This is a genomic window from Flavobacterium sp. ASV13 (assembly GCF_000745775.1).
Lineage (GTDB): Bacteria > Bacteroidota > Bacteroidia > Flavobacteriales > Flavobacteriaceae > Flavobacterium.
Map to the genome: position 1 here is coordinate 90,815 of NZ_JQJY01000001.1, position 26,708 is coordinate 117,522.

General features: G+C 32.2%; 23 protein-coding genes. 4 read left to right on the top strand and 19 right to left on the bottom strand.

Annotated features, from left to right (window positions below):
* The first annotated feature begins 48 nt into the window (after positions 1 to 48).
* From GQ47_RS00390 to GQ47_RS00400, 3 genes are all read left to right on the top strand, one after another.
* Positions 49 to 771 carry a tRNA threonylcarbamoyladenosine dehydratase gene (locus tag GQ47_RS00390; RefSeq protein ID WP_035643586.1) on the top strand — a complete coding sequence of 241 codons (723 nt, stop codon included), beginning with the start codon at positions 49 to 51 and terminating at the stop codon, positions 769 to 771.
* 128 nt (positions 772 to 899) lie between these two features.
* Positions 900 to 1,562: an HAD family hydrolase gene (locus GQ47_RS00395; RefSeq protein ID WP_035643589.1), complete on the top strand. Its 663-nt coding sequence runs from the start codon at positions 900 to 902 to the stop codon at positions 1,560 to 1,562.
* Positions 1,563 to 1,633: 71 nt separating this feature from the next.
* A complete protein-coding gene (locus GQ47_RS00400; protein ID WP_035643592.1) occupies positions 1,634 to 2,476 on the top strand; it encodes a DUF2911 domain-containing protein in 843 nt (280 codons plus the stop codon).
* A gap of 238 nt (positions 2,477 to 2,714) precedes the next feature.
* Here GQ47_RS00400 and GQ47_RS00405 read toward each other — a convergent pair whose 3' ends face one another.
* The 15 genes from GQ47_RS00405 to GQ47_RS00475 all read right to left on the bottom strand — a co-directional run bounded on the left by GQ47_RS00405 (position 2,715) and on the right by GQ47_RS00475 (position 20,074).
* Positions 2,715 to 3,344 (bottom strand): MCP four helix bundle domain-containing protein, encoded by a 630-nt coding sequence (locus GQ47_RS00405; RefSeq protein ID WP_035643595.1) that lies wholly within the window; start codon positions 3,342 to 3,344, stop codon positions 2,715 to 2,717.
* A complete protein-coding gene (locus GQ47_RS00410; protein ID WP_035643597.1) occupies positions 3,341 to 3,973 on the bottom strand; it encodes a hypothetical protein in 633 nt (210 codons plus the stop codon). Before GQ47_RS00410 ends, GQ47_RS00405 begins: the two co-directional genes overlap by 4 nt.
* 244 nt (positions 3,974 to 4,217) lie before the next feature.
* Complete coding sequence (locus GQ47_RS00415; protein WP_035643599.1) at positions 4,218 to 4,550, bottom strand: DUF805 domain-containing protein; 333 nt, start codon at positions 4,548 to 4,550, stop codon at positions 4,218 to 4,220.
* A gap of 7 nt (positions 4,551 to 4,557) precedes the next feature.
* Positions 4,558 to 6,294: a sodium:solute symporter family protein gene (locus GQ47_RS00420; protein ID WP_035643602.1), complete on the bottom strand. Its 1,737-nt coding sequence runs from the start codon at positions 6,292 to 6,294 to the stop codon at positions 4,558 to 4,560.
* Positions 6,295 to 6,417: 123 nt separating this feature from the next.
* Complete coding sequence (locus GQ47_RS00425; RefSeq protein WP_035643605.1) at positions 6,418 to 8,949, bottom strand: PIG-L family deacetylase; 2,532 nt, start codon at positions 8,947 to 8,949, stop codon at positions 6,418 to 6,420.
* A gap of 216 nt (positions 8,950 to 9,165) precedes the next feature.
* A complete protein-coding gene (locus GQ47_RS00430; protein WP_238567927.1) occupies positions 9,166 to 10,752 on the bottom strand; it encodes an LVIVD repeat-containing protein in 1,587 nt (528 codons plus the stop codon).
* A 239-nt stretch (positions 10,753 to 10,991) separates the two neighbouring features.
* Positions 10,992 to 11,510 (bottom strand): hypothetical protein, encoded by a 519-nt coding sequence (locus tag GQ47_RS00435; protein ID WP_035643609.1) that lies wholly within the window; start codon positions 11,508 to 11,510, stop codon positions 10,992 to 10,994.
* Between the two features lie 194 nt (positions 11,511 to 11,704).
* A complete protein-coding gene (locus GQ47_RS00440) occupies positions 11,705 to 13,537 on the bottom strand; it encodes a hypothetical protein (protein WP_035643612.1) in 1,833 nt (610 codons plus the stop codon).
* An 84-nt stretch (positions 13,538 to 13,621) separates the two neighbouring features.
* Complete coding sequence (locus GQ47_RS00445; protein ID WP_035643615.1) at positions 13,622 to 14,722, bottom strand: AI-2E family transporter; 1,101 nt, start codon at positions 14,720 to 14,722, stop codon at positions 13,622 to 13,624.
* A gap of 109 nt (positions 14,723 to 14,831) precedes the next feature.
* On the bottom strand, positions 14,832 to 15,362 hold the full coding sequence (locus GQ47_RS00450) for a mechanosensitive ion channel domain-containing protein (protein WP_035643618.1): 531 nt from the start codon (positions 15,360 to 15,362) through the stop codon (positions 14,832 to 14,834).
* A gap of 10 nt (positions 15,363 to 15,372) precedes the next feature.
* Entirely contained in the window at positions 15,373 to 15,957 is a 585-nt protein-coding gene (locus GQ47_RS00455) for a Maf-like protein (RefSeq protein ID WP_035643621.1), read from the bottom strand.
* A complete protein-coding gene (locus GQ47_RS00460) occupies positions 15,950 to 16,876 on the bottom strand; it encodes a geranylgeranylglycerol-phosphate geranylgeranyltransferase (RefSeq protein ID WP_081909294.1) in 927 nt (308 codons plus the stop codon). Before GQ47_RS00460 ends, GQ47_RS00455 begins: the two co-directional genes overlap by 8 nt.
* Positions 16,877 to 16,959: 83 nt before the next feature.
* On the bottom strand, positions 16,960 to 17,487 hold the full coding sequence (locus GQ47_RS00465; RefSeq protein WP_035643624.1) for a KdsC family phosphatase: 528 nt from the start codon (positions 17,485 to 17,487) through the stop codon (positions 16,960 to 16,962).
* Positions 17,471 to 18,232 carry a Rossmann-like and DUF2520 domain-containing protein gene (locus GQ47_RS00470; protein WP_035643627.1) on the bottom strand — a complete coding sequence of 254 codons (762 nt, stop codon included), beginning with the start codon at positions 18,230 to 18,232 and terminating at the stop codon, positions 17,471 to 17,473. The genes GQ47_RS00465 and GQ47_RS00470 overlap by 17 nt, the downstream gene beginning before the upstream one ends.
* A 156-nt stretch (positions 18,233 to 18,388) precedes the next feature.
* Positions 18,389 to 20,074 (bottom strand): glycoside hydrolase family 28 protein, encoded by a 1,686-nt coding sequence (locus GQ47_RS00475; RefSeq protein WP_035643629.1) that lies wholly within the window; start codon positions 20,072 to 20,074, stop codon positions 18,389 to 18,391.
* A gap of 313 nt (positions 20,075 to 20,387) precedes the next feature.
* On the opposite strand from GQ47_RS00475, the gene ccsA reads away from it, so the two are divergent.
* Complete coding sequence (gene ccsA, locus GQ47_RS00480) at positions 20,388 to 23,606, top strand: cytochrome c biogenesis protein CcsA (RefSeq protein ID WP_035643631.1); 3,219 nt, start codon at positions 20,388 to 20,390, stop codon at positions 23,604 to 23,606.
* 78 nt (positions 23,607 to 23,684) lie between these two features.
* Here the strand turns inward: ccsA and GQ47_RS22735 are convergent, their stop codons facing one another.
* The 4 genes from GQ47_RS22735 to GQ47_RS00500 all read right to left on the bottom strand — a co-directional run bounded on the left by GQ47_RS22735 (position 23,685) and on the right by GQ47_RS00500 (position 26,225).
* A complete protein-coding gene (locus GQ47_RS22735; RefSeq protein WP_051951260.1) occupies positions 23,685 to 24,419 on the bottom strand; it encodes a DUF3667 domain-containing protein in 735 nt (244 codons plus the stop codon).
* 9 nt (positions 24,420 to 24,428) lie between these two features.
* Positions 24,429 to 24,815 carry a DoxX family protein gene (locus GQ47_RS00490; protein WP_035643634.1) on the bottom strand — a complete coding sequence of 129 codons (387 nt, stop codon included), beginning with the start codon at positions 24,813 to 24,815 and terminating at the stop codon, positions 24,429 to 24,431.
* Between the two features lie 91 nt (positions 24,816 to 24,906).
* On the bottom strand, positions 24,907 to 25,695 hold the full coding sequence (locus GQ47_RS00495; RefSeq protein ID WP_035643636.1) for an anti-sigma factor: 789 nt from the start codon (positions 25,693 to 25,695) through the stop codon (positions 24,907 to 24,909).
* Positions 25,695 to 26,225, bottom strand: a complete 531-nt coding sequence (locus GQ47_RS00500) for an RNA polymerase sigma factor (RefSeq protein WP_035643638.1) — start codon at positions 26,223 to 26,225, stop codon at positions 25,695 to 25,697. The genes GQ47_RS00495 and GQ47_RS00500 overlap by 1 nt, the downstream gene beginning before the upstream one ends.
* Positions 26,226 to 26,708 lie beyond the last annotated feature (483 nt).

The following is a 26,708-nucleotide window of genomic DNA, read 5'->3' on the forward strand; positions in this document are numbered from 1 at the left end:
TAGAGAAATCTCAAATAAGAAAACAAAAAAATAAACAAAAGATTATATATGGCAGAGTGGACAGAAAGAGCCGAGCTTTTATTTACAAAAGAAGGATTAGAGAATTTGCAGAATGCAAATGTATTAGTAGTTGGATTAGGCGGAGTTGGATCATTTGCAGCTGAATTTTTAGCGAGAGCGGGAGTAGGCAATATGACAATTGTTGATGGCGATGTGGTTGATATTACTAATATTAACAGACAATTACCAGCTTTGCATTCTACCGTAGGTGAACCAAAAATTACAATTGTTGGTGATCGTTTAATGGATATTAATCCAGAATTGAAATTAACTCGTGTAAAAGAATTTTTATCGCCAGAACGTGCTTTTGAAATCGTTTCACCAGAGTTTGATTATGTTTTAGATTGCATCGATAGTATTACTCCAAAATTGAATTTGATTATTGCGGCAAAACGCAAAAGAGTTAAAATCATAAGCAGCATGGGTGCAGGAGGAAAGATGCTGGCATCTAAAGTAAAAGTTGCAGATATTTCGAAAACAATCAACTGTTATTTTTCAAAAACAATCCGTAAGCGATTAAAAGCAGCCAAAATTAATAAATTGAAAGTGGTTTTCTCATCTGAAATTCAGGATGAAAAAAGCTTAAAACTAACTGACGGGAAAAATTTCAAAAAATCTTTCTACGGAACAAACAGCTACATGCCAGGATTATTTGGACTTCATGCAGCCGAAACAGTAATTCGCTATTTGATTGCAAACAAAAAAGAATAAAAAAGATACTAAGATGCTAAGTTTCTAAGGTTCTAAGATTAAAAAAAAAAAACAGAACTTTAAAAGATTAGCCTCTTAAAAAAACCTTAGAACCTTAGTCCCTCAGAACCTTAGCACCTTTAAAAAAAATGATTAAAACAGTAATTTTTGATATGGACGGCGTGATTGTCGACACAGAACCCGTTCATCGTTATGCTTATTACAAACAATTTTCGGAATTAAATATTGAAGTTCCAGAGGAAATGTACACTTCATTTACTGGATTTTCAACGCGAAATACGTTTCAGACGCTGAAAGGACATTTCCCTGTAATTGAACATGAAGTAGAAGATTTGATTCAAAGAAAAAGAAATATTTTTAATGATGCTTTTGATACAAAAGAGGATTTATTTTTATTGGAGGGAGTTGAAGATTTGATTAAAGATTTACATGCTAACGGAATTCAGATTATTTTGGCTTCATCTGCATCAAAAGTTACGATTGAAAGAGTTTTTACAAGATTCAATTTGCATCAATATTTTTCGCATATCGTGAGCGGTGAAGATTTTCCGCAGTCAAAACCAAATCCAGCGATTTTTATTCATGCAGCTTCGTTGTCAATTGCACCAAAAGAAGAATGTATTATTATAGAAGACAGCACAAATGGGGTGAAAGCGGCTAAAGCAGCCGGAATTTATTGTGTTGGATATAGAAGCGAGAATTCAAATTTGCAAGATCTTTCAGATGCCGATTTAATAATTAATCATTTCAACGAATTAAACGCTCAAAAAATATCACAGATCACAGTCTGAATTAAGTTAAATTTAACATTTGTTAGCTAATTGAATTTGTAAATTTGAACAAAAACAAATAAAACTCTAAAATGAAAAAAATACTTATTGCATTTGCTATTTTATTAGCGCCTTTTGCTTCTGAAGCACAAATAAGAACACCACAGGCAAGTCCAAAAGCATACATCAAACAAACTGTTGGTTTAACTGATGTTGAAGTGACATACTCGCGACCAGGTGCAAGAGGAAGAGCAGTTTTTGGAAATTTAGTTCCGTTTGGAAAATTATGGAGAACAGGAGCTAATGAAAATACGATTATTAATTTTGGTGATGATGTTGTAATTGACGGAAAAACTTTGAAAAAAGGAAAATACTCAATTTATACAATTCCTAAAATTGAGAGCTGGGAGATTATTTTTTACTTGTCTACAGATAATTGGGGATTGCCAGAAAACTGGAGCGATGCTTATGTAGCATTAAGAACAACTGTAAAAGAAGAAGCATTGCCAACACCGGTTGAAACTTTCACGATTGGTATTAATGGTTTAGATCCAAATTTTGCTTATTTGGAAATGGCTTGGGAAAATTCTCATGTAGCACTTAAATTTGAAGTTCCAACTGCAAAAGCTGCAACTGCAAGCATCGAAAAAACTTTAGCTGGACCAACATCAAATGATTATTATGCAGCAGCTCAATATTTATTTTCATCAAATGGAAATATCGAAACAGCAAGAACTTATGTTGACAAATCGTTGGATATGGTAACAGAGAAACCTTATTTTATCTTAAGACTTAAATCAATTATTCAGGCAAAACAAGGTGATAAAAAAGGAGCAATTGAGACAGCAAAAGCTTCATTGGCAGCAGCTGAAACAGCTAACAATCAAGATTACGTAAAAATGAACAAAGACAGTATCGCTGAGTGGAGCAGATAATTTGTTTAAAATTCTAAATATTAAAAATCCAAAGCTTTTGTTTTGGATTTTTTTTTTGCGAGTTTTTTAACCGCAAAGAGCGCAAAGTATTTTTAATAGAATTTAATAATTACGCAAAGTTCGCAAAGCTATATGAAATTTTCTTGCGACCTTTGCGTAAACCCTTGCGCTCTTTGCGGTTAAAAAATTCTCATTTCAACTTGAAACCTGAAACCTGAAACCTGAAACCTGAAACAACTTAATTCATACTAGGCGGTTCAGGAATTTTGATATTTCTTTTTGGTTTCTTTACAATTAGTAAATAAAACGTAATTCCACCAAGAATTATAAGAAGCGCTATTTCAAGCTGTCCCAAACTATTATTATCATTATACATAGCATTTGCACTTGCCAATTTTGCTTTCCCTTCTTTAATCTGAATTTGGGATAAAGATTCTAATGTTTTCAAAGCCTGTTCGCTCGCATAGGCGATTTTGCTCCAATTTTTATTTTCAACCTGATTATTTATTTCTTTGCATGAAGCAAGGAAAGCATCAAAATGCTCTTTTTCCTTGTTTGTCAAAACTGTTTTGGCATAGAGATCATCAATATTATGAATAATATCAAGTGTGTGAATAATTTCATCTTTTTTAATAGTATCACTCAAATCTAGTTTTTCAGCTTCTGCTTTTATAAAATGTAGTTCTTTAGAATATTGAAAAATATAATGCGCCACAACCAATCGATCGTTGTAGATTGCATTAATATTTTCATTCACTTTTTTAGAATTTTGAAGCGTGTTGAAATTGTTCAAAATAATAATCAACATCACAATCAACAAAATAAATGCAGCTTTAGCTTTGTTGCTATATTTTTTCAAATCTTTCATAATGAAGTATTATAAAGAAACAACCCTTGGTTTACCATTTTATTATCTATAAGTTCAATACTTTTAACAGCTCCCAAAGGTGTTATTTTTATGGCTTTGCTTCCTTTAGCAGTATAAAAATAATAAAGACTGTTGGTGTTGATTAAAAAGATTTCTTCAGATTCGCCACTACTATAATTGATTTTATAATTATACTTTTCTTTATGTTCTCTAATTTTTTTTGAAGTACCATAACCGCCTGCTAGCCCGTAACCAAAGAAAAATGAACAAAGTATCACGGCAAGTGTTTTTATTGAAATACTATTAAAATAACTTTTAGTTTCTGCAGGAGAAAGACCTTCCACATTTTTCAGTTCAAATGTTCTTATGATAAATTTCCTATCTCTATATTTTGCTATCAACGATGGTAAATTATAGTGAAATATAAATAGTGAAAGTATAAAAATTAAAACTATTGGATTTGAAGTAAAAGTAGCAATCGGACTAATTAATATGTCCATGATTGTAGAATATTTCAATATATTTATTCCTAATTGATAATGAAAAAAGCACTCTTTTACAATTCCCATTATAACAAGAAAAAGGTAACCAAAGGGAAGCAATTTTTGAATATCGTCTGAAATTTTCATTCGCAGTTTTTTAGTTTGTTTATGGTGGTATTTAAACTTACTAAAATAACATTTTTTACTTACAAATGCAGAAGAATTGAATTAGGAATAAAGCGTTTGTAATTTTTAGGAGCTATTTCCTGCTGTCCGCTATATTCCCGATAAATAAAAACTACGGCTAAAAAGCCTTGTTTTTCTAAATCGGGAGATGCCGCTTCCATCAGGGCTAGGGCATCCTCGTTCTAAGAAGTATAAATTATTTGTTTTAAGCCTTAGTTTTTTTAGCAATTAATAAAAATGCAATAAAAACAATATTCAAAACAGGAATAAAATTAAAAATAAGAAATGCAGGATTTGCATTTAAATCTCTCAATCTTCTAGCTGTAACGGCCTGCATCGGAACGAATGTAAATAAAACAATAAAACAGCTGTAGAAGAAATGCAAAATAGTTTCATTATTTAGATCAATCGTTTGATATAAATGCAAAGCAAACATCTGCATCAGAATTGTAAAAAATGCATAAATTCCATATTCAACTCTTCCTGATTTTTCTGAAAAGGAAGAATAAAAGAAAAGCATATTTCTAAAATATTTCATCTAGATTTTATTCCAAAATCACATTATCAGCATCTGGTTTGTCTCTGAAAAACAAAAACTGTAATACTAATGATAAAGCAACAGTAAGATTTGCTCCAATGAAATTCAGCCATAAATATCCCAGTTTTTCCTGACCACTTGGATAAATATAAATCATGAAATAATAAATAACAAAAATCGTCAATTGGCTAATGATGGCACTAATAAACATCGACTTTGCCTGAACGCGTTTTAAATAAAAACCTACAAGGAATATTCCTAAAACAGTTCCGTAAAAAATAGAACCAATAATATTTACAAGCTGAATCAAATTCTCAAACAAAGTTCCAACGCAAGCAAAAAGAATCGCTACAACTCCCCAAAACAGCGTGAAAAATTTAGTTGCCATCAAGAAATGTTTCTCTGATTTTTCACCTTTTACATTTCGTTTGTAAATATCAATTGCCGTTGTCGAAGCCAAAGCATTTAATCCAGAAGCGGTTGAAGACATGGCTGCCGAAATAATAACAGCAAGTAATAAACCAATAAGTCCTTTTGGCAAATAATGTAATATGAAATGGAAGAAAACGTAATCCTTGTCATTAGTTTCACTATTACTGTCAGCTCTTGAAATAATTTCTTTTGCTTTATCGCGTAAATCTTTTTCTTTGTTTGATAAAGCAACTAATTCTTTTCGTAAAATCGGATTGTCATAATCTTGATTCAGCTGATCGATATATAATAGGTTTATTACTTTTTTATCTTCAGAAAGTTTATCTAATTTCTTCTCCAGAGCATGATATTCTTCTTTAAAAGCCGATTTTTCAATTACAGTTTTATTATTCGGATTAAAGTTTAATGGAACTGGATTGAATTGGAAAAAAACAAAAACCATAACTCCGGTCAGTAAAATAAAAAACTGCATCGGAACTTTTAAAAGTCCGTTCATGATTAATCCCATCTGACTCTCCTTAACCGATTTTCCAGATAAATAACGACCAACTTGTGATTGATCTGTACCAAAATAAGAGAGTGCAAGGAAAAATCCACCGGTAATTCCGCTCCAAAAAGTATATTTTTCTTCTGGATCAAAAGAGAAATTTACAATATTCATTTTGTCATTTGCGCCTGCAATGTGCATGGCACTTGTAAAAGTCATATCGTTTGGCAAATAATGTAAAATCAGGAAAAAAGTAATAAACATACCTGAAATAATCACAAACATTTGTTGTTTCTGCGTTACGTTCACCGCTTTTGTTCCTCCGGAAAACGTATAAATAATTACCATTACACCAATTATGATATTCATTACGGTTAGATTCCATCCCAATAAGGCCGACAGAATAATTGCAGGAGCATAAATTGTTAGTCCTGTTCCTAAACCTCTTTGAACTAAAAACAGAATAGCCGCAAGCGAACGTGTTTTTACATCAAATCGTTTTTCAAGAAATTCATAAGCGGTAAAAACTTTGTTTTTATGATAAAGCGGAATAAAAGTCACACAAATGACAATCATAGCGATTGGCAATCCAAAGTAAAACTGCACAAATCCCATTCCGTCATGATATGCTTGTCCAGGAGTTGACAGGAAAGTAATCGCACTTGCTTGAGTTGCCATTACTGAAAGTCCAACAGTGTACCACGGAGTTTCGTTGTTTCCTAAAATGAAATCTTCAACATTCTTGCTTCCTTTGGTTTTCCACGAACCATATCCAACAATGAATAAAAGTGTAACAATAAGTACGATCCAATCAAATAGTTGCATAGGTTATGAGTATAATTGCATGATTAAGAGAAAAATAAGAATATAAATAGCATTAGCCACCAAAACATAGGTGTAGCTTTTTTTCCATTTTTTTGTTTTTTTGGCTTCCATTTTACGAATGTATTATTGCTTTAATTCTTGTTTAGGAGCTTCTATTGGCTGTTTCAGCGAAATGATATTAGATAACAATCGATAAGCGCCGGCTACGCCTTCTGGCAATTCTCTAAAAAAGCTTAACCCAGTGTAAATATAGTATCCTTTTCCGTATGGCGCTACTAACAATGCACCATCTTTTGGAGATTCACCTTTGTCATGCGATGAAATAATAGGAGTGAAGGCAGCGTCGTATTGATCTGGGTAATATAAACCTTGTTCCTGAGTCCAGCCTTGAAAATCTTTTTCAGTGATTTTATTCGGAATATTCAAGACCGGGTGATTTGGTGCTAAAAATGTGATTTTAGCATTTTCCTCGGTTACGCGATCATTTGAAACTTTTAACGGATACGGCGCAATTTGGTCGGTTACCATTTTGCCATATGTATTGTATTGTACAATCATGTTTTTACCGTTTTTTACAAAATCAAAAAGTATTTTTTGTTTATGTGCCAAAGCATTTACAGTATTGTAAGCGCGAATTCCCGTAATAACGGTACTGAAAGAATCTAAACGTTCTGGTGTAATTTCTTCTGGTTTCAGAATCGTAACTTTGTATCCCATTTGTGCTAAACTTTCTGGAACTTCGTCTCCGGCGCCCATAATATAAGCAATAGCATCACCAGAAGTTTTTAAGTCAATTCGTATGCATTTTGATTCAGCTGATTTTAAAACCATTTGTTTCGTAATATGACTGTAATCAATAATCGTTTCATCTTTGTCAAAACGTTTGTTGTCAGTGATCGCAACGGCTTTTGCAACAGCTTCTTCTGGATTTACAGGAGGCGTAACTTCAAAATAAAAAGTTTGTTCACTTCCTTTTTTATCTAATGAAAACGGAATCTGTTTTGGTGAAATTACCCAGCTTTTTGGCAATTCTAATTGAAGATTTCCTTTTATTCCGTTTTTTCCGGCACGAACTTTTACCGGAATCATTTTGCTTTTGGTATCTTTAAAAATCAACACTTTTTCAAGAATTGAAGTCGTAACTTCAGGTACGATATCTAGGAAATTATACATTTCGCCTTTAACGCCGTCATTATATTTGTAAACAACAGTACGCTCAAAAGGAATTTCAACGCCATTTATTTTTACGTTAAAAACAACTTTCACTTCTCTGATAATATCTGGAATTCCAATGTTTTCTTGGTTTGAAACGGTGTACATTCCAACAGTCGCTTTTTCTTTTAGCCAATATGGTTGTGTATATTCAATAGTTTCAGGAAGTTGTAATTGAAGGCTGATTTTTTGATCATTGTTATTCTTCAAAATACTATTCTGAGCCGTTGTTTTATTGTCTGGCAATGTTGTTACACTAACTAATTGCATTTCAACAGCACATCTGTTAATAGCTTCAAGGTTTAATTTAATGGTGCTTCCAGGAGTAGCTTCCTGTTCAGTGGCAACTGCTTCCAGATATAAACCTGAGCAAGATGCTATAATGTTTTTAATTGCATTGGCTTTTAAAGGTTTCCAATGATCGTCTTCTAAAGCTTCAATCATTGTGTATGCTTTTATCAAATCAGGAATACTTGCCGACGGATTGCTGAAATCATATTTTGAAATGATTTTAGAAATTAATTCGCCAATTGGTTTTCCATTTTTAACTCGGTTCCAAGAAGTATCGATTCCATCAAATAAATTGTCTCTTTCTTTTGGAGTTTCGCCATTAATAAGTTCAAGATATTCCGTTTCTTCACCACGTGCGCCTGTACTTCCAAAACCTTGTGATTGATGACGGCTTCGGCTTAAAGCAGCAATTTCTTGATTCGATTTTCCGATTCCGGTATAATAAACTCCTGTTTCTAGTTTAGTGAATTTTGATTTATTGGCAGCATCAAATTTTTCCTGGCTTCCATAAAACCACCAAGACGGATTAAAAAACTGACGTTTTACCTGCCAAGGCGTTACAAATTTTAATTGTTCCGGATATATTTTTGGATCATTTGTCAATTTATAACTTTCAACACTCAGCATTGCTGATGACGTATGATGTCCATGTGTCGTTCCTGGTGAACGATGATCAAAACGGTTTATGATTACGTCTGGTCGAAATTTTCTGATAGTCCAAACTACATCTGCAAGAACTTTGTCTTTATCCCAGATTTCTAAAGTTTCGCTTGGATTTTTTGAAAAACCAAAATCATTCGCACGAGAAAAAAACTGTTCGCCACCGTCAATTTTTCGGGCTTCTATTAATTCCTGCGTTCTGATCACACCCAACAATTCACGCAATTGCGGGCCAATTAAATTTTGACCACCGTCACCCCGTGTCAAAGACAAATATCCAGTTCTTGCATTCATTTCGTTTGCCATATAAGAAATCAAACGAGTGTTTTCGTCATCCGGATGTGCGGCAACATATAAGACCGAACCTAAAAAATTTAATTTCTTGATTTGATTATAAATTTCTACAGAACTCGGTTTTTGTGGCTGTTGTGCAAAAGAAATTGAAATCCCGGTTAAAAAAAATGAAAGAATTAGTAAATGAATTTTTCGCATAGCGTGGTTTGATGTTTTTGAAAGTGCTTCAAAAATAGTAATTATATTTTTGAAGACTATTTAAATGAATTGTTAATGTTTGGTTATTGATTTCCTTTTTTAAGAAAAACTACTCCACAAAAAAAATGCCATCAGATTGTCTCCGACAGCATTTTTTTTTTTAAAGAATTGATTTAATAAATTAAATCAGGTGGTATTTCTTAGGATTACAGAAAATTATTTCAATTTGTTTTCTGTGTCTTTGTACGTTCCAGTAATGGTAACGCCACTATTTTTAGTCACTTTTCCGTAAATCGTAATCGACGAATTGTTTCCAATAAAATTAATTTTTGCACCGCTGTTCAATCTTAGGTCGCTCCAGATTACTACAGAACCTTCAATTTGCAATAAAGCATTGCTGTTGATAATAAGTTCTGTTGGGTTTGATTGCTGGTATTTTCCTTGTGCCAAAGTTCCAGTCATATTAAAAGTCCCTCCGCTGTTTAAAATCAAAGTATTTTGAACAGAAATTGATCCACAGTGTGTTAACACACCGCCAGAATTTACAATTATAGAATTGATACCTGTTGAACCATTATATGATTTTACTTCGTTTGAATTCAAAATCAAATCTTTACCTTGATTATAAACTCCGTAAGAAGAACAATTTGCGAAAGTTGCATTTGGTTTTTCCATCTTAATGATTTTCAAACCGCCTTTTCCACTAGCAACATAAATATAGTCTCCGCTAGATTTTACATAATTAGATGAACCTGTAATTCCAACAGTTCCAACTAAACTATATGGAGTTCCAGATTTGTAAACATTTAATCCTGCAGCACCGTTTGCAACAAAAGCATATCCGTCGTTTACAGAAACCGCATTAGTAACATTATCGCCTCCAGCAGAAGCCAAACCAATTGTTTGCAATTTTGATCCGCTGTTTATGTCGTAAATTCCTAAACCATTATATCCTTCAGAAACTAATAGTTTTGTTCCGTCAAAATCGATTGTTCTTTTTGCAGCGCTAACATCAGTGCTTGTTGCAAAAGATTTTTGAAGCGCAAGAGTTGATTCACTATAAATATTTACACCTTTCTTTCCGCTTAAAGTTACAATTTTGTCGCCAGTAAGAGCTACAGTACGTAAATCTTCTACAGCTACTTTTGAAGTTACTGCTTTTGTAGAATTGTTAATTTTAAACAAACTTCCTGTATCACCAGTTACTGCAAAATAAGATGTTGAGTTAGCAGCAACATCAGTTGTAGCATGGCTTTCAAGTTTTGTTACTGTATATTTATCTGTAAGCATTCCAGAGCTTAATTGCATATTGATTACAATTGCAGGATTTGTCAAAGTTGCATCTTTGTCAATATCTTTTGCTCCGGCAATAATTAAATTTCCGTTTGAGTAAGTAAGAGAAGTAATATCTGTATTAGCAATTAATGCAGATGTAAGCAATTTTGGCTTGTAAGGATCTGTAACATCAATAACATCAATCGCTCCAGAATAAGCTTCACCCATCATTGTATAGGCTACATAAGCATAATTTCCATTTACAGCAACATGATTTGCTTGCAAAGTTCTACCATTACTATCTGTTGGAGGATTAATTTCTGCAATTTGAACCATTGGCAAATCTGTTGTTGACTGAGTTGCTAGTCCTTTTGCAGTTGAAGTGTTAGTAATTGAGATAACTCCAGAATTAGTGTAATCAAGTCTTTGATTCAAAGAAGTGGCATCAGAAGTAATTGTAATGCCATTTCCAGAAGATTGATTACTAGAATTGTCATCATTGTTGTCACACGAAATAAAAAGTGACATAGTTAAAAAGGCGAATAGATAGAAATTATTTCTCACAAACAACTGAAATTTAAAATATTGTGCAAATATAAGTTACAATTATAATAGAATAAGACAATTGTTATAAATATAATTGATTCTTGTATTATTTTTAAACATTACGTAATAAATTAACAAATTCAGATTCTACAATACATGCATAAAAAAAGAGTATCAATATTTTTGATACTCTTTTGTGTTGAAAATTAGATATTTAGTAATTATCTTCTTCCATGTCCGCGATGATCGTCGTGGTCATCATGGTCGTGACGATCATGTTTGTCATGGTGTTTGTCGTAATGTTTGTCATAATGTTTGTAATCTCTGTGATCATGACGGTCATTATATCCATAAACCGGTCTTGGTTTGTATGGTCTTTGAGGCGCTCCATGATACCCTCTGTAATATTTCACTCTATGACGATCAAAATAGGTATATGGAGTTCTTCCGTGGTAATCAGTTAAAACTACTTTATAACCTCCGTATAAATCATAATTTCTGTATTGTCTTGGCAAATAAGTGGTTCTAACCCATCTTCCGCCTCCAAAATAAATAAACTGTGAAGCTCGAACATCATAATAAGCTTCAATGTCTGGTAAATAATAATATTCCATTTCAGAATATCCTGCAGGTCCCCAAGCTGGTGGTGTACCTATATTTACATTAATTGATACTTGGGCTTGCGTGGCATTTGCAACCAAAAGAAATAATCCGGCGATTGCTATTTTTAACGTTTTCATTTTTTCTAAAGTTTTAATGTTACTCTTGCTTAGTAATATTCATATACTGTGCCAAAAATAAAAACCTAATGTATTTCGTCGGATAAAATTAGCAGTTTAACGAGTGTGAAAGCGCTAAATATATGGTAATAGTTTGATTTTCAAAATGTTTTGTAAGCTTTAAAAAAAGATAAAAAATAGTAAAAAAAATCTTTTTATTTATAATCAACAATTCTTGGTTTTGACAGCTCAAAATTCATTAATCCAAAATCTGTTGTTTCAAAAGTATTGGTTTTGAAAACATTATCTCCTTCAAATGGAATAGTAGGGTAGTATGACAAGGATAATTGAAATGAACTGAATACTAGATAATCATTACTCACTATTACGCCGAGCGTAAATTTTGAATACGCTTTGTTTCTTCCCATCACATTATTCGGACTTCCTAAAACGGCTATTGAATAATTGAAAAATGGATTTAAACGAAAACCCAAAAGCGCATTTGGCGAATAGGTTTGCGTCTGTAATGATAAAATCATTTTGTTGGTTCCGTAAATGGCGCTGTTGAAACCCGCCAAACCATTATCTTCATTTATATTCAATTTATCTCCAATAATGTCTTCACGGTTGATGCCAATTACCATTTTTGGATTCACAAATTGTCTTAATTTCCAAGTTCCAATGCTGTAAAGCTTTGTGAAATAATTAGTTTCTACTGAAAATGCTGTTTCATAGGTCTTTGAATCATGAAAAAAGGTTCCGCCTTCAAAATTAGCACTCAAAAATCCTAACCTATAATAATTACCAAATGAAAACTGACCGCCCACATAAGGCCTCCACATTTGATTTTTATATTGATAGCCTAAAGTAACGCCATAAATTCGGCCAATAGGAACGTCTTCGGTCTGCCCATTTCTAAAAATATAATTATCTTTAATAAATTTACGGGTATTGATTCCAATTCCTGATAAAATAAGTTTTTGATCGGAATAGAAATGAGTTGGATCGTATAAATCTGTTGGCGTTTCGCTATAATTTACATTCAGAAATCGGCCTGAAACAATTAAATTGGTAATTCCTTTATCTTCGTCTTCAAAAACTTTAGAAGCTTTTCCTGCCCAAAAATCCTGAAAATTATATTTGAAAGGCTGATAAGCATAAGACATATCGGGAGCCTGCAAAGTATCTTTCCTGAAGTTCTGCCCAACATAAATTCCGCCAGCCCATTTGGTTAAAGGTGAATAAAACAATCGTTCAATATTGATACTTTTGGTGTAATTATTATCGAGATCCATTTTGTAATTCAACGTGGTTCCGATGTAAGTATTTTTAATATTTGGAACCGTATAAGTTACATCATTACCATTTGCGCCATCACTAAAACGATTGGTAAAACGATATTCGAGCTGCTGGCCAGATCCAAAGAAATCTTTTTCTTTAAATCCAACAGAAACCTGATTACTGGAAATTGAAAATCGCGGAATAGTACTCCAGGAATCCAAAACTCTGATAGTAACATCGACAGAATCTGATGCCACGCCGGCTAATTGATGTGTGATTCGAACTGCTGTTACGTATTTTTGAGATCGAATTAAACGCTCGGTTTCTTGTACTTTATAACTGTCATAAACACTATTTCTTTTGAATAAAAGTAAATTGTAAATGGCGATTTTTTTGGTTTTTAAATGAAGTCGGTTTCCTGTTCGTTCTCCCCAATTTTTTGGCGTTTGCGTTGTATCTACAACAGAATGTCCAAATGGATCTAACGTAACGATGTTTATTTTCCGAATGATTTTGCCATCATAATTTGATGTGTCGGTCGGTATTAGGAGTTCTTCTTTCTTTTTTGGTTTATTAGTTCTAAAAAAGAGTTTGTGCATGGCTTTCGTGAAATTATTTTTTTTTGAATAATTTCGGATTTTGTCATAAACCTGAGTTGAATCTTTTTTTACTGTAGGATCTTTTTTTGTTTTATCTGATTGTCCATGAATGCTTTGTAAACAAAAGCAAAACAAAATAAAAACGACTATTTTTTTGTTTAGAAACATTCAGATTCTTTTCTCTTATTTAAACACGATTTACAATATGAATATAGACTAAATATCAGTGCTATTTTTAAAATTAACTGTTTTTTAGCTTTCAATTTTAGCTTTTCGAACCCTCCAGGTAAATTTTCTCGGCACATGATTGCCCATCAAGTAACCCCAGGCTTCCATAGATTCTATTCGGTCAAAAATTATTTTTAACATTGCCAAAAGTGGAATTGCTAAAAACATTCCCGAAATCCCTGCAGCCGCACCACCAATGATAATTCCGATGATGGAAACAAAAGCATTAATTTCAACTTTAGAATTTATAATTAACGGAACTAATAAGTTGTTGTCAATTAGCTGAACAATAATATTCACGATTAAAATTCCCAATATAATTGACGTTTCTCCAGTTCCGGTTAGCGAAGCCAAAACTGTAATTATTCCTGCTATAAATATTCCGATGTAGGGAATAAGATTTAAAATTCCGGTTATCAATCCTAATAAGATGAAATATTTTACTCCAATGATCCAAAGCCCTAAACTTGTTAAAACGGCTACTGTAGTCATTTCTAATAAAAGCCCGACAATGTAATTATTTATAGAAACTTTAATTTGCGATAAAATATCTTTTAAAGCCGAATGGTTTTCTTTGTTGATCAATTTGGCTAAAAAAAGAATAAAATGATCTTTATAAATTAAAAATAGAAAAGTATAAATTGGAATTATAGTGCAGTCTAAAAGTAAATCGGTTATGGAAATCAGTGCCGAACCTATTGTTGCATTTCCATTTTTAACCGAATCTTTAGTTACATTATCTATATATTTTTTTTGTTCGCCAATGCTGACATTAAAATTATCTTTAATGAATTTATGAATATCGACGATAAAAGCATTTGCATTTTTTTTGATGGTGTCAAAATCATTGGCCATATCTGTTACTTCGTAGGAGATAAAAACCAAAATTCCAATAATAAAGGCAGCAAACGTCAAAACACAAATAATCGCAGCAAGATGTCTTGGGAACTTTAACCTGGTATTTAAAAATGAAAAAATCGGCAACAATAAAACAGCAAATAAAAAGGCCATGAGTACAGGCGTGATAACATCTTTTGCAATGCAGAAAATATAGGCAAACGAAATCAAACTGATTAATATGCAGGCAAGCTTTGCATAAAAAGGTAATTTTATAGGCTGAGTCATTTTTTGTGAATTTTGAATAAACGTAAATTGGCTAAACAAATATTACACTTAAAATCAGTAATTCTGTTTTAGGTTTTTTAATTTACGTTATAAAATTCCCATTCAAAATTTAGTCAAAAAACTCCTTTTCCTCGTATTGTACCGGCATTATTGAGATTCCTTTTTGAAGCAAAAGATTATTTGGGAAAATAATTCGTTCTCCTTCTTTGGTTTTTAAGTTAACATGAAAAGCGCTGATGTCTTCAATTTCAGCTTCAATAGGAAAATCTTTGTCGTGGATTTTTATAGTATCTCCGATTCTAAAAGGAAATGAAAAAAACAAAATCATTCCGGAAGTTATATTACTTAAAATGGACCACTGCGCAAACATAGCGACGCCAATTACAGTTGCGATAGAAGAAACAGTGATAAAAATATCCTTAGTGTCGACGCCCCAAATTACAATCAGACATATAGTTACCAATATATTCATTAAAATATGAACATATTTAATGACCAGATTTGTTCTGTGCTCTAATAACTGACTGCTGCTGGCATAGCGTCTGATTAGTTTCGCAACGATTATTCTTAACGCAACTAAAATTAATAGGAGAATAAGGGTCGCAAATATTTCCTGGCTATATTCTTTAAAAGAAAACATAAGATAATTTTTATACTAAAGTACTCAAATATTCGTAAACTTTAGCAGTCGGGAGCCCCATAACATTGGTGTAAGAACCTTCTACTTTTGCAACAGCCATAAAACCAAACCATTCCTGAATACCATAAGCTCCAGCTTTGTCATAAGGTTTGTAATTTTCAATATAATACAAAATGGCTTCGTCTGATAAATCGTTAAATGTTACTTTTGTTACATCGTTTATCACGGTAGAAGTATTTTCTGTTCTAAAACAAACTGATGTAAATACTTCATGTGTTGCATTAGACATCGATTTAATCATTTCAAAAGCTTCTTCAGCATTTTTTGGTTTTCCTAAAGCTTTATTTTGATGCCAAACGATTGTGTCGCTAGTGATCAATATTTCATTTTCTTTTAATTCACCATCAAATGCACTGGCTTTCAATGCTGCCAGATAATCTGTAATTTCATCAGCTTCTAATTCAGGCGGATAGACTTCTTCAATATCTTTTAATCGGATTTCAAAATCAAGATCCAAATCCTTAAAAAATTGTTGTCTTCTTGGTGATCCTGAAGCCAGAATCAAAGTATATTTTTTTAGTTTTTCTTTAAGCATTGTACTTGATGTTTAGTGTAATTACAAGAATTGATAAAATTCCGAAAAGCAAGATTAGCTTTAAAACGGTACTCAAATGATGGAATTCTTTTTGAGTTTTTGCTGTAAAAATTTTTACAATAAAATATAATAGGGGAGCAAGAACAAAGGCGAAACTATATAAAGTGGCAATATAAAGTTTGTTCTGCATGAAATAAGTATTGATATAAAGCAAAGACAATATAAATGGAATTATAGCAAATCCTAAAGCGATTTTTGCAGCTCTGCTAATTCCAATTGCAATTGGTAAAGTATTCATTCCTTGATTGTAATCACCATTTACATCTTCAATATCTTTAACTATTTCTCTAATAAAATTGATCATAAAAGCAAAAAGAGCGTAATCAATCAAAATCGAAAAAAGACTTGCCATTTGTGCTTGATTCTCAGCGTTTGTTGCAGGAAACAAATCAAATATTCCAATAATAATAACGCTTAAAGCCAATAAAAGAGCTACGATGAAATTCCCTAAAATCATGATTTGCTTTAAACTTGTAGAATAAAAATAAAGCAAAGACGCAATTAAAATAAAAACTGTTGCAAAACTCGGTCTCAAAATGACATTTGATAAATAAAAACCAATAGCAACACCAGTAATATTCAATCCGATATAAATATTATAGGCTCTTGCTTCAGAAATTCCTTTGCCAATAATAACATTATTTGGCTTGTTGATTGAATCTGTTGCTACATCAAAAATATCATTGATTACATAACCTGCAGCCGCTAATAAAACAGTGCTTAAAACCAATAATCCGTATTGCCAGTCGGCCAGAGCTAATGGAATATTTTGCTGTTTTAAAAAGGCATAACGAAACAAAACCTGCATAAAAGCAAGCATCAATAAGTTTTGATATCGAACGAGTTTTAAGTATTTCATTTTTTAAAGGTTCTAAGTAGCTTGGGGCTAAGTTGCTAAGTTTTTTTATAATTGATAATTAACAATTTATAATTGACAATTAGTTAATCGTGTTTTCCATTAAAATATTCCATCCATTTTCCTTGTACTTTCATTACTTGCTCAATAACGTCACGTGCAGCGCCGCGTCCGCCTTTTACATGCGAAATATAACGGCAAATATTTTTGATTTCCGGACTTGCATCTTGTGGGCAAGTTGGCAATCCTACTAATTTCATTACGTGAAAATCTGGAATATCATCTCCCATGTAAAGCACTTGTTCTGGTTTAATAGTATTACTAGTTGTATAATCCTTAAAAGTCTGAACTTTATCAGGAGTTCCTAAATGAACATCTTTAATTCCTAAATTATTTAAACGAATACGAACGCCTTCATTGCTTCCGCCAGAAATAATACAAACATGGTAACCGCTTTCGATTGCCGCTTTCATTGCATAACCGTCACGAATGTTCATTGTTCGAAGCATTTCGCCTTCATTGGTTACAAAAACGGAACTGTCTGTAAGTACGCCATCAACATCAAAAACAAATGTTGTGATGTCATTCATTATTTCTTTATAACTTTTTGCCATTATTTTGAATAGATTGTGTGAGTATATTATAAATGTTTTTTTGATTTTCGTTGGTTAAAAACGCTAAATGCGCTTCTATAGTATTAGAATCGTTTCGTTTTGCTGGTCCGGTTTGCGCATCAATTGGATTAAGAGTGTTGATTTTTTCAGCAGTTTCCTGAATCAAAGGTTTTAATACTTCAAAAGGAACACGGTGTTCATCACAGATTTCTTGTCCAATTTGATACAAATGATTCGTAAAGTTATTTACAAAAACTGCTGCGACATGCAATGCTTTTCGTTGCTCCGAATCAATTGCAAAAACAGCATTTGAAATGGTTTTTGCTGTTTTTTCCAACAAATCAAAATCGGTACTATTTTCTGCTTCCAAACACATTGGAATTACTGAAAAATCTACGGCTTTGTTTTTTGAAAAAGACTGAAGCGGATAAAAAACACCTCGTTTGTTTTTGGAATCTAAAGTATCTAGCGGAGCAGCACCAGAAGTATGAACCACAAGTTGATTTTGAAAAGATAATTGTTGTGAGACTTCACCAATTGCATTATCAGAAACTGCGATGATATATAAATCTACTGGTTTTAATTCAGTTAAATTTGTTGTGATTTTGTCTTCATTAATAAGAGAAACCAAAACTTCTTTTTTTCTCGAAAATACCTGCACAATTTCGACAGCTTCACTTTTTGTGAAAGCCTTAATTAAATGTTGTGCAACATTCCCAGAACCAATTATCGAAAGTCGAATCATAGCACAAAATTAACATTATTTTTTTGAAATGCAGTTTGGTTTAATTTCGTTTAAAGCCAATTTCAAATTTCAATTATCAATTTAATTCTGACAAAATTAAAAACCCGCTTTTTTGTAATTATAAAAAGCGGGTTTAATTAATTGGTTTTAATGTTTTTAAAATTTCACAGCGCCTTTTGGAACTGTTTGGTCAACAGTGATTTTTTTAGATAAATCAAAATTTGGGTTTGAAATAAATTCTATATTCTGGCTTACTTCGCCATTAATTGAGATTGCTTTATCTGATTTTGAATTGAATTCAATATTCTTGAAAGACATGTTTTTTCCGTTATAAATTTCGAAAACTTCTGGTTTCTGAATGTCTAATTTAACATTGCTGATTTTAATTCCGTTTGCATCAATTATTGAAAAACCATTTTCTGCTTTTGCAGTTAAGTTTGAAATTTCGATATTTTCAAGATTCATTTCAGGCAATCCTTGTAAAAATACTGCTTGATAAGCGCCGGCGATTGTAATGTTTTTAATTGAAATATTCTTGAATTGTGGTGTTTCTACATTCACGGGCATCATTTTGTTTGCTACTTTAGTTCCGCCTTCAGCTAATGTTTCAGCAATAGATTTTCCTCCATAATATAAATCGAATGAAATCGCCTGAGAAGGAATATCAGTCATATAAATATCAGAAATAAAGATGTTTTCAACAATTCCACCACGTCCGCGAGTACTTTTAAAACGTAATCCAACGTCAGTTCCCATAAAAGTACAATTTGAAACATGAAGGTTTTTAACGCCTCCTGACATTTCGCTTCCTACTGTAACACCGCCGTGACCATGATATACAATATTATTTTTTACAATGATATTTTCGCAAGGAACACCGCGGTCACGACCGTCTTTATCCTTTCCGGATTTAATGCAAATGGCATCATCGCCAACATCAAAACTAGAATTTTCTATTAAAACATTTTTACAAGATTCAACATCAAGTCCGTCGCCATTTTGAGAATACCAAGGATTTCTAACAGTCAAATTTCTAATAATCAAATCTTCAACCATTAAAGGATGAATATTCCAGGCTGGCGAATTTTGAAAAACCGGACCATCAAAAAGAACTCTTTTACTATTTTGAATACTTACCATTACAGGACGAAGAAAATCATGGATTTCTTCAAATTGTTCTTTCGTTTTTAAATCAAGGCGTACATTTTGATCAGCTCCAACAGAAGCTTTCATAAAGGTTTCAGATGGATACCAGCTTTCTTTTTTATCATTTAAAACACCTCCTGAAGCAACAAATTTTTTCCATTGGCTTTCAGTCAATTTGCTCTTTTTTACTTGTCTCCAAACTTCTCCAGAACCATCCCAAACGCCATTACCAGTGAAAGCAATATTTTCAAGATTTTTACCATAAATAGGAGAAATGCAGCGCCATGTGTTTAAACCTTCAAAACTGGTTTCAATAATTGGATACAAACTTTTATCTGTCGAAAATTTAATCAAAGCGCCAGTTTCTGCGTGAAGTTCAATATTACTTTTCAAAATAATCGGACCTGTAAGCCAGATTCCTGGTGGAATAATCAATTTTCCGCCTCCTTTTTTTACAAGAGCATCTATAGCATCGGCGAAAGCCTTTGAATTTAAAACATAACCGCCACTTACTGCACCAAAATCTTTTAAGTTGACTGTGTTTTTAGGAATTACAGGTTCTTTTACTTTTTGCATTTTGAATTCAATATCAGAATAAATGGTGTTTGATTTTGAATTCTGCGCAAGAGTTTTGGAAGACCATCCAGAAACAAAAAGTGCGAGAAAAAGGACAATGTTGATAGTTTTGGTTTTCATTTTTAATTATTTTGTAAAGAGATAGTTAATAGTCGAATATGTAATTAAATGTTCTTTTTTTGAGAAAAACTAGAATAACAACTTCAAAAAAGGATAAATTTAAAATGTAATCGATTACACAAATCTATGAAAAATTATCAATATTCAAAGAAATTATCAAATAGTTTAGTTTTGTAGTAATTAACTCTCATGAAAGCTTTGTTTCGGTAAAAAAGCATACCATATTTTAGTTTTTATTAACAAATGACAAATATTGGAACTCAACATTTTTAAGTACTTTTGTGGCACTTTTATACAATGTAATTCCTCAAAAATGGATAAAAAAATATTCTCTTTTTTGTTTTCTACACGCTTAATGGCCGTTCTTTTTTTAACATTCGCAATTGCAATGGGTGTTGGAACTTTTATCGAAAGTAAATACAACACAGATACTGCTCGAATTTTAATCTATAATACATGGTGGTTTGAAGCTATAATGGCAATTTTCATGCTAAATTTCTTCGGAAATATCAAACGTTATCAATTGCTTAAAAAAGAAAAATGGGCTACTTTATTACTTCACTTAGCTTTTGTTTTTATCATTTTAGGAGCCTTTATTACGCGTTATATCAGTTATGAAGGAATGATGCCAATTCGTGAAGGTGCGGCAGAAAATCAAATTTATTCGGATAAGACATTTATAACCGTTTTTGCTGACGGAGAATATAAAGGTGAGCCGAGAAGAAGAGTTTTTGAAAAAAATCTTCTAATGTCGCCAGTTACAAATAATGATTTCACACTTTCTGGAAAATTTGATGAAACTCCTTTTGAAGTTAGTTACGTGAACTACATTATGGGAGCGAAAGAAACGATAAAACCAGATCCTAAAGGAACTCTTTATTTAAAATTAGTTGAAGCCGGAGCCGGCGGACGTGAAGAACATTACTTGAAAGAAGGTGAAGTTCAAAATATTCACAACGTTTTATTTGCGTTAAATAAACATACTGACGGCGCTATCAATATTAATACAACTGGAGATAAATACACGATTCAAACACCATTTGAAGGTGAATTTATGAGAATGGCCGACAAATTGAAAGGAACTGTTACTAAAGATAATGTACAGCCTTTGATGATGCGTTCGTTATACAGCATTGGCGATATTAGAATTGTATTTCCTGATCCAGCTGTTAAAGGAGTTGTGGATTATGAATCAAGTAATGATTTTAAAGCAAAATCGCATACAGATGCTTTAGTTGTGAAAATTAAAGCTGACGGTCAGGAAAAAGAAGTTCGTTTGATGGGGTCTAAAGGAAGTGTTGGCGAGCCTCAAACGGTTAAAATTGGTAAAATTGAATACAGCTTATTTTACGGAAGCAAAGCTTATATTTTACCTTTTAAAGTAAAATTGAATGATTTTATTGCTGATAAATATCCAGGAACAGAAAAAAGTTATTCTGCTTTTAAAAGTAAAGTAACAGTTCAAGATTCTACAGAAACTTTTGATGCCGATATTTTTATGAATCACGTTTTAGATCATAAAGGATTTCGTTTTTTCCAGTCTTCATTTGACCCAGATGAAAAAGGAACAGTATTATCTGTAAATCATGATTTCTGGGGAACTAATATCACTTATTTTGGATATTTTCTGCTTTACATCGGTTTAATGGCTATTATGTTTACAAAGCATTCTCGTTTTGGAGATCTAAAACGTAAACTTGAAAGCGTTAAAAAGAAAAAAGAAAAACTAATTACTATTCTGGTTTTAATGATTGGTTTGAGCGGTTTTGCGCAACAAAATCCTCATGTTCATTCGCATGATCACGATCATAATCATACTGTTGATCCAAACGATCACGCGAATCACGTTGTAGCACCGCCAAGTCAAAAACAATTGGATTCATTATTGACAATCTACAAAGCTCCAGAAGCGCACGCTGCTAAATTTGGTCGCTTGATTATTCAGGATGCGGGAGGAAGAATGAAACCAATTAATACTTTTTCATCTGAATTACTTAGAAAAGTAAGTCATAGTGATAAGTACAACGGAATGAATTCTGATCAGGTATTTTTATCTATGACGCAATATGCTCAGGTTTGGATTCAAATTCCGATTATTTATATCAAGATGGGTAATGATAGTATTCGTAAAATTATCGGAATTGATTCGAAAGATCAATATGCCCCATTTGTAAAATTCTTCGATGAAAACGGAAATTATAAATTGTCACCCTATTTAGATGCAGCTTATAAAGCAGGAAACCCTAATCAGTTTGAAAAAGATTATATTGAAACGGATAAAAAAGTAAATTTGATGGAATCTGCTTTAAGCGGAAGCATTTTAAAAATTTTCCCTGTTCCAAATGATCCAAACAATAAATGGGTTTCTTTCTTAGAACGTGAAAACAGTGCTTTTAAAGGAATGGATTCTACTTATGTAAAACAAATTCTTCCGTTATATTTTAGCGCTTTAAACAACGGCTCTATTTCTAAAAATTGGGATACGGCCGATCAATTGGTAGAAAGCATTAATGGTTTCCAAAAGAAATTTGGCGCAAAAGTTCGTCCAAGCGAGCAAAAAATTGATGCTGAGATTGCTTATAATAAATATGATGTTCTTCAAAAATTGCCGTATTGGTATATTACTGTAGCAATATTGATGCTTACTTTTACGATTCTCAATATCTTTTTTGAAAAAAAATGGCTTCGTATTACAGTAAACGCTTTCCATGTTATAGTTGGATTGTTATTTGTGATTCATACAATAGCATTAATAGCACGTTGGTATATTTCTGGTCACGCGCCTTGGAGTAATGCGTACGAAGCTATTGTGTATGTAGCTTGGTCAACAATGTTCTTCGGTTTGGCTTTTGATAGAAAATCAAAATTAACCGTTGCTTCATCTGCTTTTGTTACTTCGATGATTTTAATGGCTGCCTACATGAACTGGATTGATCCGGAAATTGCAAACTTACAGCCGGTTCTTAATTCATATTGGTTAATGATTCACGTTGCTGTTATTGTAGCGAGTTATGGCCCGACTGCATTAGGAATGATTTTAGGTTTTGTATCATTAGTATTGATTTTCTTTACAACGGAGAAAAACAAAGCTAAAATGGAACTGAATATTAAAGAGATCACTTATATCAACGAAATGTCCATAACTATTGGTTTGATCATGCTGACTATTGGAAACTTCTTAGGCGGACAATGGGCAAACGAAAGCTGGGGACGTTACTGGGGATGGGATCCAAAAGAAACCTGGGCTTTAATCTCGATTATGGTTTATGCGTTTGTAATTCACGCTCGTTTTGTGCCTGCTTTACGCGGAAAATGGTTCTTCAATTTAATGACGATGTTTGCCTTTATTTCGATTTTGTTTACTTACTATGGAGTTAACTTCCATTTAGTTGGTTTGCATTCATACGCAAGCGGAGAGGCGCATTCTCTAAATTGGATTTATTATTCAATGGCAACAATTGCAGTAATTGGTGCTGTAACGTATCCGAAGTATCGTAAATACTATAAAACTAAAAAAGTAAAGAAGAAATAATTTATTGGGGTAATTATTTAATTCAAATAAAAAAGGTTCAGTGTTTACTGAACCTTTTTTTATATCAGAATAAAATATTTAAACCGGTAATTTACCCATAATTGCAAGTACAATCGCCGCGACGATAAAAAAGCATATTAAAAAGATAATATGGCTTAATATGCTCAAAAAGAAAGCTTTTATTTTTGAAATATTATTAAAAAACTGAATGTTAGTCCAGAATATCAATATCAATCCGATGAAATAAGTGAGAGTTGAAAATTTTTGAATTTCTGATGTGCCATTTAAATAAAGTAATATTGGGAATGTCAGAATTTGTACAAAAAGTCTTTGAGATGCTTTAAAAGTATTTAAGACAAAAAATTCAACAAAATTATATCCCTGTTTTCTAAAAACAATATAAGTTCCAATTGTATAAATGGGAATTGTAGCAATCGTTACCCACGAAAAATGCGTTGCGACCCATTCATTAAATTCATGATAATCTAGAGTTTTATCAACTGAATCCGGAAATGTATTGATGTCGAAATAATGATAGAGCACTCCATAAAGTGTTGCCAAAACAACAACCAATGAAAGTGGTTTGAAATGTCTGACGCGTTTTCCTTCAATAAATTCACGTACAGAATGTCCTGGTCTTGTAAAAAGCTGTTTTAATGAATACGTAATTCCTTTGTCAAAATGCAATAAACCATGCTGAATATCGTGCCATAAAAAATGAATATTTATTTTATGAGTTGCCGAAGGCTGTCCGCAATTACTGCAATAATGCCCTTTAAAAACATGATGACAATTTTTACAGATTATTTCCATTATAATAATTTAATTAGATTGTACTTTCTTAAAACCATTCGGGAACATAATCGCCAGTAAAACCACAATGAGAAGAAAGTTATATTCAACGCCGTTTCTTCCTCCGCCAACAACAAACCATCCTTCTTTAAAGTGAACTAAAGCAATTCCCATTATTAAAACAAAAATCGTTACAAAACCTGCGAGCTTAACATATTTATTAAGCAGTAGAAGTACAGCTGCAATAACATGAGATAATTTAATACTCCAAGCCAGAAAAACGCCAAAAGGAGCAAAACCAATTTGGTTCAAATATAAATTTCCAAAATCATTAATGCCATTATTCAACATTCCGAAAACAGAATGCGTGAGAAGAATAATTGAAACTGCAATTCTTAAGAGTAAATTTCCGTTCATGATGTGGTATTTGGTTATTAATCAATTAAAAATAATAAAAAAGCGCATATTATTTCAATATGCGCTTTTTGTTTTTATACAACGTTTAATTTTAAACTTTTCCTAAAGTGTACAATTGTGTCATTGTTGGCGTTAAACTACCACCAGCAGGCTCAAGTGTAATCCCGAAAGCCTCAGCTTCGTTTGTACGATCTACAGCAAAGATTTTATTTGAATTTCCTTCAAAATCGCTCAGTAAACCAATGCTTGTTGGAGTCAGAACCGGACTTAATTTTAATGCCCAAACTTGGTATACCATTCCTTTTGGAGGTTTTGGCAAACCAGCCGCATCAATGTAAGTCGTTTTAGTGTCTTTATTCCAATACACTTTTGCAAAAGAGGTTGGAGAAACTGCCTGACCGCCAAGTGTTACACCAGTATTTTTGATGTCTCTTACAATGGTTAAACTTTTTTCAGTTTCTTTATTCTGTTGGCTTAAAAAAGCATAATCTCTTTCAATTTTGTTTTTTTCAGTTCCAACAGTAGAAATTGCTTCTTTCGTTTTTGTCAATTCTAAAGTCTGATATCCTAAACCTAACAATAAAAGTACCGCGGCAGCCCAACCAACATATTGCGACCAGTTTGATGCTGGCTTAATATCGACTACTTTGCCATGTTTAAGTTCTAGTCTTGCTTTGATTTTTTCAAAATTAGCTACAGAATGGAAAGGAGCGAAGCTTGATGATAAAGCAACAATAGCTTTTTCAATCGCAATAATTTCAGCATCGACCTCTGGATTCTTTTTAGCTAATTCGGTAATTTCTATGTTTTCCTTTTCGGTTAATAAACCATATACATATAGTTCTAATAACCCTGATTCAATATATTCTTGTGCTTCCATTATATTTTTAGATAATTTCTTAAGTCATTAATACAGTTTCTGTTTTGTGTTTTGATAGTTCCTAGTGGCATCGCCAATTCCTCTGATGCTTCTTGCTGAGTATATCCTTTAAAGAATAACAAATTAATTATTTCAATACATTTTGGTTTTAGTTTCTTTACGAATTCTTGAATTCCAATTGCATCAAGTTTATTGCTTAATTTATTACTGTCATCTAACAGATTTACGAAATTATCGGATGAAAGGTTTTTTTGAGAGTTATTAAAATTTTTGGATCTTAGTGTATCGATAGAAGTATTTCTAGCAATATTAAGGATCCAGGTGTAAAATCGGCCTTTGCTTTCGTTATACGAATCTATGTTTTTCCAGATTTTAACAAAAACTTCCTGTAAAACATCTTCGGCTTCTTCACGATTTTTGATAAGTACATTAATGACTGAAAACAAACTTTTCGAGTACATGTCGTACAAATGGGTAAAAGCTCTTTCGTCTTTTTTGTAAATTAAAACTAATAATTCTTCTTGACTCATAGATTGGGATTTTAAAGCTTAAACAATAATTAATATCACATTATTTTATTACCTGAGATAAAGATACTTTATTTTTTTGTGAAAATTATATTTTTTTTAACAGGCAAAAACCTAAGAAACATAAGGGTTTGAAAAAAAAATCAACTTTTTTTTATTTTTTTTTCGATTTTTTAAAACCAAAATTCATTCAATTACGTAAATGCTATTATATAAGAAAATTAAGATGCAGGATAATAGCAAAAACCTTGATTTAACAGGGGAAATCTAAAACTTAGCTATCTGAAAGTTCTAAAATCATTAAAGAAAAATAAATTTTATTAAAGTTAAAAACGTAAATAAAATCTCAATAAATAAAAAAATATGATGATGAATAAGGCAAATATTTTAAAAATATTGATTGTGGCTCTTACGAATGTTTTGTCAGTGATGCATTTTGGAAATACTGATGATAAAAATGATATTAAAAAACTGAATTTTTCAATT

Coding starts and splice junctions, on each gene's coding strand:
- GQ47_RS00475 (WP_035643629.1), bottom strand. CDS start 20,074: ATGAAAACCAAAACTATCAACATTGTCCTTTTTCTCGCACTTTTTGTT.
- GQ47_RS00440 (WP_035643612.1), bottom strand. CDS start 13,537: ATGTTTCTAAACAAAAAAATAGTCGTTTTTATTTTGTTTTGCTTTTGT.
- GQ47_RS00405 (WP_035643595.1), bottom strand. CDS start 3,344: ATGAAAGATTTGAAAAAATATAGCAACAAAGCTAAAGCTGCATTTATT.
- GQ47_RS00465 (WP_035643624.1), bottom strand. CDS start 17,487: ATGGCAAAAAGTTATAAAGAAATAATGAATGACATCACAACATTTGTT.
- GQ47_RS00425 (WP_035643605.1), bottom strand. CDS start 8,949: ATGCGAAAAATTCATTTACTAATTCTTTCATTTTTTTTAACCGGGATT.
- GQ47_RS00410 (WP_035643597.1), bottom strand. CDS start 3,973: ATGAAAATTTCAGACGATATTCAAAAATTGCTTCCCTTTGGTTACCTT.
- GQ47_RS00455 (WP_035643621.1), bottom strand. CDS start 15,957: ATGCTTAAAGAAAAACTAAAAAAATATACTTTGATTCTGGCTTCAGGA.
- GQ47_RS00435 (WP_035643609.1), bottom strand. CDS start 11,510: ATGAAAACGTTAAAAATAGCAATCGCCGGATTATTTCTTTTGGTTGCA.
- GQ47_RS00390 (WP_035643586.1), top strand. CDS start 49: ATGGCAGAGTGGACAGAAAGAGCCGAGCTTTTATTTACAAAAGAAGGA.
- GQ47_RS00470 (WP_035643627.1), bottom strand. CDS start 18,232: ATGATTCGACTTTCGATAATTGGTTCTGGGAATGTTGCACAACATTTA.
- GQ47_RS00450 (WP_035643618.1), bottom strand. CDS start 15,362: ATGTTTTCTTTTAAAGAATATAGCCAGGAAATATTTGCGACCCTTATT.
- GQ47_RS00400 (WP_035643592.1), top strand. CDS start 1,634: ATGAAAAAAATACTTATTGCATTTGCTATTTTATTAGCGCCTTTTGCT.
- GQ47_RS00395 (WP_035643589.1), top strand. CDS start 900: ATGATTAAAACAGTAATTTTTGATATGGACGGCGTGATTGTCGACACA.
- ccsA (WP_035643631.1), top strand. CDS start 20,388: ATGGATAAAAAAATATTCTCTTTTTTGTTTTCTACACGCTTAATGGCC.
- GQ47_RS00420 (WP_035643602.1), bottom strand. CDS start 6,294: ATGCAACTATTTGATTGGATCGTACTTATTGTTACACTTTTATTCATT.
- GQ47_RS00430 (WP_238567927.1), bottom strand. CDS start 10,752: ATGTCACTTTTTATTTCGTGTGACAACAATGATGACAATTCTAGTAAT.
- GQ47_RS00490 (WP_035643634.1), bottom strand. CDS start 24,815: ATGAACGGAAATTTACTCTTAAGAATTGCAGTTTCAATTATTCTTCTC.
- GQ47_RS00460 (WP_081909294.1), bottom strand. CDS start 16,876: ATGAAATACTTAAAACTCGTTCGATATCAAAACTTATTGATGCTTGCT.
- GQ47_RS22735 (WP_051951260.1), bottom strand. CDS start 24,419: ATGGAAATAATCTGTAAAAATTGTCATCATGTTTTTAAAGGGCATTAT.
- GQ47_RS00495 (WP_035643636.1), bottom strand. CDS start 25,695: ATGGAAGCACAAGAATATATTGAATCAGGGTTATTAGAACTATATGTA.
- GQ47_RS00445 (WP_035643615.1), bottom strand. CDS start 14,722: ATGACTCAGCCTATAAAATTACCTTTTTATGCAAAGCTTGCCTGCATA.
- GQ47_RS00500 (WP_035643638.1), bottom strand. CDS start 26,225: ATGAGTCAAGAAGAATTATTAGTTTTAATTTACAAAAAAGACGAAAGA.
- GQ47_RS00415 (WP_035643599.1), bottom strand. CDS start 4,550: ATGAAATATTTTAGAAATATGCTTTTCTTTTATTCTTCCTTTTCAGAA.